Annotated in this window: 8 protein-coding genes and 2 pseudogenes; 6 read left to right on the top strand and 4 right to left on the bottom strand. The window is 66.8% G+C overall.

Annotation, left to right across the window (positions count from 1 at the left end):
• Nucleotides 1-265: 265 nt before the first annotated feature.
• Nucleotides 266-943 carry an isochorismatase family protein gene (locus AC1DS3_RS31280; RefSeq protein ID WP_441632013.1) on the bottom strand — a complete coding sequence of 226 codons (678 nt, stop codon included), beginning with the start codon at nucleotides 941-943 and terminating at the stop codon, nucleotides 266-268.
• Nucleotides 944-1,021: 78 nt separating this feature from the next.
• Nucleotides 1,022-1,156, bottom strand: a pseudogene (locus AC1DS3_RS31275) (pirin-like C-terminal cupin domain-containing protein); the annotation flags it as partial.
• Between the two features lie 235 nt (nucleotides 1,157-1,391).
• Between AC1DS3_RS31275 and AC1DS3_RS31270 the strand changes: the two are divergent.
• The 6 genes from AC1DS3_RS31270 to AC1DS3_RS31245 all read left to right on the top strand — a co-directional run bounded on the left by AC1DS3_RS31270 (nucleotide 1,392) and on the right by AC1DS3_RS31245 (nucleotide 7,294).
• Nucleotides 1,392-1,883: a flavodoxin family protein gene (locus tag AC1DS3_RS31270; protein ID WP_477128656.1), complete on the top strand. Its 492-nt coding sequence runs from the start codon at nucleotides 1,392-1,394 to the stop codon at nucleotides 1,881-1,883.
• A 221-nt stretch (nucleotides 1,884-2,104) separates the two neighbouring features.
• Nucleotides 2,105-2,881, top strand: coding sequence for a COG4705 family protein (locus tag AC1DS3_RS31265; protein WP_441632009.1), 777 nt, complete (start codon nucleotides 2,105-2,107; stop codon nucleotides 2,879-2,881).
• A 193-nt stretch (nucleotides 2,882-3,074) separates the two neighbouring features.
• The gene (locus AC1DS3_RS31260; RefSeq protein WP_441632008.1) at nucleotides 3,075-3,410 is read left to right on the top strand and encodes an ElaB/YgaM/YqjD family protein; all 336 of its coding nucleotides are present in this window, start codon (nucleotides 3,075-3,077) and stop codon (nucleotides 3,408-3,410) included.
• A 29-nt stretch (nucleotides 3,411-3,439) separates the two neighbouring features.
• Nucleotides 3,440-5,740 carry a heavy metal translocating P-type ATPase gene (locus AC1DS3_RS31255; protein ID WP_477128655.1) on the top strand — a complete coding sequence of 767 codons (2,301 nt, stop codon included), beginning with the start codon at nucleotides 3,440-3,442 and terminating at the stop codon, nucleotides 5,738-5,740.
• A 434-nt stretch (nucleotides 5,741-6,174) separates the two neighbouring features.
• Nucleotides 6,175-6,663 carry a phasin family protein gene (locus tag AC1DS3_RS31250; RefSeq protein ID WP_441632004.1) on the top strand — a complete coding sequence of 163 codons (489 nt, stop codon included), beginning with the start codon at nucleotides 6,175-6,177 and terminating at the stop codon, nucleotides 6,661-6,663.
• A gap of 349 nt (nucleotides 6,664-7,012) precedes the next feature.
• Nucleotides 7,013-7,294, top strand: a complete 282-nt coding sequence (locus AC1DS3_RS31245; RefSeq protein ID WP_441632003.1) for a DUF1488 family protein — start codon at nucleotides 7,013-7,015, stop codon at nucleotides 7,292-7,294.
• A 242-nt stretch (nucleotides 7,295-7,536) separates the two neighbouring features.
• Here the strand turns inward: AC1DS3_RS31245 and AC1DS3_RS31240 are convergent, their stop codons facing one another.
• Both AC1DS3_RS31240 and AC1DS3_RS31235 read right to left on the bottom strand, forming a co-directional pair.
• Nucleotides 7,537-8,067 (bottom strand): flavodoxin family protein, encoded by a 531-nt coding sequence (locus AC1DS3_RS31240; protein WP_441632001.1) that lies wholly within the window; start codon nucleotides 8,065-8,067, stop codon nucleotides 7,537-7,539.
• Between the two features lie 10 nt (nucleotides 8,068-8,077).
• Nucleotides 8,078-8,416: pseudogene (locus tag AC1DS3_RS31235) on the bottom strand (hypothetical protein); the annotation flags it as partial.

The following is an 8,416-nucleotide window of genomic DNA, read 5'->3' as shown; positions in this document are numbered from 1 at the left end:
GTCTAGCAGCTATCCACGCTTAACCTGAACAGCGCCATCGCGTTGGAAGTGAACACAAATCCAGAGGATGCCATCGGCATGGCGAACCATTCCCCGGCTCGCCGCCCCTCCTGGCTGGACTTCACGCGAAAAACCTGAAGTATGCGTTCGCCACAAGCGGTCGAATAGATACCGCCAGCACATATCAGCGTCCCAGATTTGGAACGACTTGGACGGAACAGGCGTCAAGCGTGCCATCCAGCGGCGCACCGGCACGCGCGGAGCGTCAGCGCGCCGAGTCCAGCACCTCGCTGTCCTTCACCACGTTCTGGGCCTTGGTGTAGCTCTCGATCAGCAACTGGTACGCGGGGAAGATCTTGGTGTAGATCTCGGCCCACTGCATGGCATCATCCCTGTGCCAGGTCTTCTGCAGTTCCGAAGCGACCGCGGCAGTGTCCATCGGTACCACCCCAGCCTGTACAACACGGGCAAGCGTAATCTCTTGCGCCATCTTCGAGTACGTGCCAGATGCATCGACTACGGCAAAAACCCTGTAGCCATCCGCGACAGCACTAATCGAGGGAAAGGCCATGCACACGCTCGTAATGGTGCCCGCGATGATCAGCGTCTTGCGGCCGGTGGCCTTCACCGCCGCCACGAAATCCGGATTGTCCCAAGCATTGATTTCGCCTTTGCGGGCGACATACTGGGCGTGCGGCGCATTTTCGTGGATCTCCGGGATCAGCGGGCCATTGGGCCCTTGCGGCACGGAGGCTGTGGTGATGACCGGCAGCTTGGAAAGCGTAGCCATCCTTGCCAAGGCTGCGGCACGGGCGCGCAGTTCAGGCATGGGCATATCGCCCACAGTCTGGAACAGACCGCTCTGATGGTCGATCAGCAGCATGGCCGAATCGCTGGGGTCAATCATCGGGCGCTGGCCATTGAAGTTAGCAGGTGTGCTCATCGTGCTTCTCCTTGGGGGTGAAGGTGCATCTGCACCGGATTTTGGATGCTCCGCCGCCATGTGGCGGCTGAACAGGATCTACCCAACCATCTGGCCAAGGCGCCCACTGTTGAAGTCGGCATAGGCCTGGACGATGTCCTCCTGGCTGTTCATCACGAAGGGACCGTAACCTACGACAGGCTCATCAATGGGCTCGCCGATCAAGGGCATGATTGGATTCAATCGTGTCGTTGCGGCTAGAGCATAGGTGTGAGGCGGCATGGCCGGTAGACTGCCAAAGTGGGCGACAGAGTCCTATTTCGAGAACGATGGGGTCGCTCTTCTCGTGCAAGCGCTGGCAGATCCTCAGCTAGGGAATTGGCGCTCACAGCCCCCATCAGCGCCGGCGAGCCGGTGTTTGGGGCGTGATAGAGTTCGCAACATACCGGCGCACGGCGAGCAGGAACGAATGAAGACGCTGCTGATCATCTACCACACGATGACTGGGGGAACAAAGCAGATGGCCGAGGCGGCAGCCGACGCGGCGCGTTTGYAGCCGGACGTCGCGGTCAGGCTGCAGCGAGCGGCCGAGACCGGTCCGGACGATGTGCTGGCGGCCGACGGCTATCTGTTCGCGACGCCGGAGAACCTGGCTGCGATGTCCGGGCTGATGAAGGACTTCTTCGATCGCTGCTACTACGCGGCGCTTGACCGTGTGAACGGCCGCCCGTACGCGGCCATGATCTGTGCCGGCAGCGACGGGCAAAACGCGCTGCGCCAGGTCGAACGCATCGCTACCGGCTGGCGGCTCAAGTGTGTGGCGCCGGGCCTGATCGTCTGCACCCATGCACAGACACCTGAACGCATTCTGGCACCCAAGGAGATCGGCGCCGAGGACCTGGCGCACTGTGCCGAACTGGGCGCTGGATTGGCGGCAGGTCTTGCACTTGGCGTCTTTTGACGTCGAATCCCGTCACGTTCTGGCCCGGCGCGTTCGGGCCAGGCACGATGAGCCTCCCGCCACCACGCGCCAGCGGCTGATAGTCAACTTTCCGCCTCCGACCCGCCCGTCGTGCCACAACGCGGCCTTAATGCTGCCTTAATCCCGCGCGAACTAGTATCTGGCAATCCTTGCGGTGGCAGGAGTCCGCCGCGCCAAGCCTAACGTCGAAGGAGTTCAACATGACAGCACGCCCCAGCTACGAGGCCAGCGCCGCAGCGGCCAGCAAAGTGCCGGAAGTCACACTGGCATTCTGGCTGATCAAGATCGCCGCGACCACGCTCGGAGAGACCGGCGGCGATGCGCTGTCCATGACGATGGGACTGGGCTACCTGGTCAGCACAGCGATCTTTGCCGCGGTGTTCCTGATGGTGGTCTGCGCCCAGGTGCGCGCCACGCGCTTCCAGCCGCTGCTGTACTGGGCCACCATCGTGGCCACCACCACGGTCGGCACGACCCTGGCGGACTTCGCGGACCGCTCGCTTGGCATCGGCTACGCCGGGGGATCCACGTTGCTGGCGTTGCTGTTGCTGGCGTCGCTGGCGTTGTGGTATCGCTGGCTTGGCACGGTCTCGGTCGACAGCGTGCATTCGCCGCGCGCCGAGCTGTGCTACTGGGTCACCATCATGTTCTCGCAGACGCTTGGCACGGCGCTGGGAGACTGGACTGCCGACACGGCCGGGATGGGCTACGTGGGCGGCATGGCGATCTTCGGCTTGCTGCTGGCATTGCTAGCCCTGGCCTACTACCGCACGCGGATCTCACGCACGCTGCTGTTCTGGGCGGCCTTCATCCTGACGCGCCCGCTCGGGGCGGTGCTTGGCGACTTCCTCGACAAACCCCTGCAATCCGGCGGGCTGGCACTGGGCCGCTTCAGTGCTTCGGCAGCGTTGCTGGGCTTCATGGCGCTTTGCCTGCTGCTGATGCCGCAGCGGGCCGCAGCCCGGGCCCGGCACTAGCTGCCGGCCCCGGCTGTATCCGCTTGCGGGAGGAAGCGAGCGGCGGCAGGAAGCGAGCGCGGGTGGGCTGCGCTCCTCATCCGACTCAGGCTTGATGTCAATCAACCGTCGGGCCGGCGCCGTATCTATAGTGGTATGTGGCCTTGCTTCATCCCGCCGCACCTTCATCGTTTCCACCCGTCAGGAGTGCGCCATGAACGACGTCAGATCCGCATTTTCCATACACCGCGCCACGCTACAGCGCGATGTCAACGTCCTGCTAGCCGATGTGCAGGCATTGCTGCGCGACGCCGCCGCCTTGACCGGCGAGCAAGCCGGCCAGGCCCGTGAGCAGTTCAAGGCGCGGCTGGAGGCGCTGCAGCTGCGCCTGCGCGAGTTGCAGGCGCAAGGCCGCGACCAGGTGCGCGATCTGGCCGATTCGGGAGAAGCGTACGTGCATGCGCACCCATGGCGCGCGCTGGGTGCGGCCGCGGCGGTTGCCGCCGTATGCGGGGCACTTGTCGCCATGTCGGTCTCGCGCCGCGATTGATGGCCGATTGATGGCCGATTGAAGGCAACATGGCGCCCGCGCAGCCTCGCTACCACCGCTGGCTCAACCTCGGGCTTCTGGCGATCTGCGCGCTCACGCTGAGCGCGGGATCGCTGCTGTACTGGTACGAATCGGCGGCGCTCGCGCGCACCGTGTGGCTGATCGGCGTCCTGCCGGTACTGATTGCCCTGGCCGCCAGCACCGTGCTCGCGGCTTGGCGCCGCAATGCCGGCGTGGATGTCCTGGCTCTGCTGGCCATCGGCTTCGCATGGTGGCTGGGCGAGCACTTTGCCGCCGCCGTGATTGCCCTGATGCTGGCCAGCGGACGCGCGCTGGAAAGCTATGCGCAAGCGCGCGCCGCCAGCGAGATGAGCGCGCTGCTGCACCACGCGCCGCGCGAAGCCAGCCGTATCGAAAACGGCGAATGGCGCCCCATACCGCTAGACCTTGTACGCCCCGGCGACCGGCTGCTGGTACGCGCGGGCGAAGTGGTGCCTGCCGATGGGACGTTGCTCCAGGCTGCCGAACTGGATGAATCCACCCTGACCGGCGAGGCCGTGCCGCTGCGCCGCGCGCCGGGCGAGCCACTGCGCAGCGGCGTGGTCAACGCCGGCGCGCCGTTCGAGATGCTTGCTGGCGCCACGGCGGCGCAAAGTACCTACTCGGGCATTGTTCGCCTGGTGATGGAGGCGCAGCAAAGCCGCAGCCCGTCCATGCGCCTGGCCGACCGCTACGCCCTGCTGCTGGTGCCGCTGGCGCTGGCCGTGGCCGGCGCGGCCTGGATCATGACCGGCGATGCGCACCGGGCGCTCGCGGTGCTGGTGGTAGCCACCCCCTGCCCGCTGATCCTGGCGGTGCCGGTGGCCATCGTCTGCGGCATGTCGCGCGCAGCCAGCCGGGGCATCCTGGTCAAGAGCGGCGGTGCGCTGGAGCGGCTGGCGCAGTGCCACGTGCTGTTTTTCGACAAGACCGGAACCCTGACCACGGGCCAGGCCCGCGTTTCGGCCATCGAGGCGGCGCCGGGACACGCGCAGGACGAAGTGCTTCGCCTGGCGGCTTCGCTTGCACAGGCCTCGGTGCATGCCAGTTCCCGCGCGCTGGTCGCCGCGGCGCGCGAGCGCGGCCTGGCGCTGGCGTTGCCGGGCGAGGTCGCCGAGGATCCCGGCGCCGGCCTGCGCGGCAGGATCGGCGGGCATGTGGTCACCATCGGCTCCCWGGCGCACGTGGCCAGCGCAACCGCGCCCATGCCGTGGAGTACGGCATGGGTACGGCGCATGGGCCATGAAGGCGCATCGGCCGTCTTTCTTGGCGTCGATGGCGCCATGCGCGGCGCGCTGCAGCTCGCGGACCAGATCCGGCTTGACACGCCTCGCGCGCTCAGGCTGCTCAGGCAGGCCGGCATCCAGCGCATGGTGATGCTGACCGGCGACCGCGACGACGTGGCGCAGATGACAGGCGCGATGCTGGGCGTGACGCAAGTGCGCGCCCAGCAGACGCCCGCGCAAAAGCTCGCGGCAATCCGCGAGGCGCAGCGCAACGACACGGTCATCATGGTTGGCGATGGCGTCAACGACGCGCCCGCGCTGGCCGCCGCCGACGTCGGCGTGGCAATGGGCGCGGCAGGCGCGGCCGCGTCGGCACAGGCTGCCGACGTGGTACTGCTGGTCGACCGCCTCGACCGCCTGGCCGAGGCGATGCAGATCGCCCTGCGCACGCGCCGCATCGCCGTGCAAAGCGTCGTGGCGGGCATGGCGCTGTCGCTGGCGGCCATGATCGCGGCCGCATTCGGCTACCTGCCGCCACTGGCGGGCGCGCTGCTGCAAGAACTGATCGACGTCGTTGTGATTCTCAACGCGCTGCGGGCACGCAAGCCGGGGCCCGAATGGCAGCCCGCGCAAATCACGGCGGCCGAGGCCGCCAAACTGAAGGCCGAGCATAGCGAGCTGGGGCAGGTGCTCGACCAGGTGCGATCGATGGCGGATCGCGTAGCCAGCCTCCCCGGCGAAGCCGCCGCCGCCGAACTGGGGGCGCTCAACGAGGCACTGCGCGCGCAATTGCTTGCGCACGAGATCCAAGACGACGCCGACCTCTATCCGGAACTCGCGCGGCGCCTCGGCGGCAAGGACCCGCTGGCTGCGCTCAGCGGCGGGCATCGCGAGATCTTCCACCTGGTGGGCATGCTGGAGCGCATCGCCGCGGACCAGCCCGCGGACGGAATCGACCTGGAAAGCGCACAGGAAGTCCGGCGCCTGCTCTACGAGCTCAATGCGATCCTGCGCCTGCATTTCGCGCAGGAGGACGAGCTGTATCACGCGCTGGGGGACGCTTGACGAACAAAAGCGCCTGCGCCGGATGCGTGTGACAGCCAGCGCGCCAATCCCGAGCGCGACGCAACATGCCACGGCCGGGTGAACCATGCCATTCCTCGGCAAACGTTGAGCGAAAGGCTGAGCGTACCGGCAACGCCATGCCATCCAGTCTGACCATGCGTGGAAGCAACCGGCTTGATATGCCGCAAGCTTGATGCGGATCAACAAGGGCCGGCGGCACGGTTCTAGAATCATTAGATGGGCATCAGATGGGCGAAACCATGATTTGCGTCGCCGCTCGATTTGCGCGATGCAGGCCCGATGAGACATGCCCGGTAAGACAGGCCCGCCCTGACCGTTGACAACAGTGAGCGATGCAGCGGCAATCCACGCGCATTGCCGCGCTATCGCGTCATCGCGTTACCGCACTATCGCGCGCATCCAGGAGATTCACCATGACAGACCAGACCGATGTCCCCCTCGCGTGCTTCACAGCCAATTGCGAGGCAGGCCTGCGCGCGCTGACCCTGATGCAGGAGGCCCGGCAGCGCTTCCTCGAGCTCCAGCTCGATGCCGTGCGCAAGGACATCAAGACCTTGCACGACGTAGGCGCGCAGCTGGCGAATGCCGGCGACTTCGCCACGCTMGCCACCGTGCCAGCCACCTTCCTGCGCAACCAGGCCGAGCATTACGCACAGCGGATGCAAGCCTGGATGAGTCTCGCCATTCACAACCAGACCGCCATGGTGGAACAACTGCGGGAAGCCGGCGAGACCTGGCAGCACTGCCAGGCCGCAGCGCTGCAGCAGGCCGGGAGCACCGCTTCGCTGCCCGCGCCAGTGCAGGAGATGTTCGAAAAATTCAGCCAGACGGCGGCCACGCTGACCGGGACCGCCGGCAGCACCGGCGCCGCTACGAAGAAGCGGGCCATTCATGCCGGCTGAACTGCCGGCGGGGATGCCGGCGGAAATGCCGCCGGCCCCCGCTGCCATGCCCCCCTGAAAATCGGCAGCTACCTGGGCATGAAGCTGGAGATCGTCAGCCGCGCCAGCCTTGTTGGGGGCAATGAGTGCGCGGCGCATCATCTTGCGCGCCTGCTTGATGATGCCTTGCGGTTGGCTTGCGGCTGGCTTGACGTCGGGTCAGGAAGCGCGCGCGGTTCGGCTTGCGGACGCAACCGTAGTGCCTAGACTGGCAGAAAGCTGCGGAGGCGTACCCGCGGCGCGCGCCTTTCCCGTGCCCCGCCTTGCACTTCATTGCGCCTTCCTTTTTCCGTCCCCGGGGGTCAATGCCATGACCATCAAGATCGTCTTTGCAAAAGCCATCCCCTCCTATTGCCCGGCTGACCTCTGTCTCGAGTGCGCTGCCAGCGTCAACGGCATCCCGGCCAGCTACGCGATCACGGCGGAGGCACTGGAAGACCACTTCGGTGCGCGCTCGCACCGGCCGGAAGACCTCATCCAAGCCTTCGAAGGACACCGCGAGGATATCGAATGCGTGGCGCGGCAGCTGTTTGAATTGACCGCGGCTCACAACATTGTGCTGCACAGCGGTCATTTCCGTTTCGCGCTCTAGGCCTGGCTGTGCGCCGGCTGGCGCGGCGCCTCAATGGCAACAACACCGGTTGCCAGCAAGCCGCAAGGCCGAGCCAGCGCGCGCCGCCGCCCGCGGCACGTGAACCGGGAACTGTCATCTTCATCGCCGCCTCCAGTTGCTGGCGCCGAGGCCCCGCCTTGTCGCGCCCGTGACCTGCCGCGCCAAACCCTCGTTCCGCTTCAATATAGGTAGGCGCGTGGTTGCCGTGGAAACCTGCCCGCTCAGGCTTCCTTTGGCGATATCCATGCTGGCCGCTGCGCGACGCCGGCCTGGCCGTTGGCGGCTTCCACCTGCTCGGCAAAAGCGCGCAGGGCCGGCAGCGCCGCCCCGCTGGCCACATCGGCCTGGCGCAGCGCCAGTACCGGCGACGGCGGCTCGGTGGCCAGGCGGGCGATTTCCTCTGCCGCCCTGAAAGCGCCTTGCCGGGCCATCACGCAGATCACCGACGTCTTGCAGGCCAGTGGCATGTGGTCGCGCAGGAAGCTGCGCATGGGCGCGGCCAGGTGGCCGACCCAGATGGGCGCGACGATGACAAGCCGCCGGCAGTCGTCCAGCGCCGGGCCGGCGTAGCGGTAGCCTACATGCCGCTGCAACAAGATATCCAGTACGCAGCGCGCATCACCCAGCAAGCCGGCCCGGCTGGCCTGGTCGCCGACTTCCGCCAGCGGCCAGCCGGATTGCGCCGCCAGCGCTTCGGCGGCCTGGCGCGCCGTGCCGGTGCGCGAGTAGTAAACGATCAGGATCTGTTCCATCGATGGCTCCTCAGCTCTCGATCCGGGTAATCCGCGCGCCGACCAGCGACAGGCTGATCATGATGCCGCCGTTGGTCAGCACAAACCCCACAAATTCGCCCCACGCGGTATTGATATCCACGCTGGCACCGATGCCCAGCGCCCGCCACCGCGCCGCCGGCGAGCGCGCAACGTGCGCGTCATGGCCCCACCGTCGAGCCTGGGCCGGTGCCCGGGGAGCCTGATGCGGGCTTTGTGCACCGATGCCCAGCGCCCGCCACCGCGCCGCCGGCGAGCGCGCAACGTGCGCGTCATGGCCCCACCGTCGAGCCTGGGCCGGTGCCCGGGGAGCCTGATGCGGGCTTTGTGC

The organism is Cupriavidus sp. 01L46, from assembly GCF_056399905.1.
This window is presented reverse-complemented; position numbering and strand designations above follow the sequence as displayed.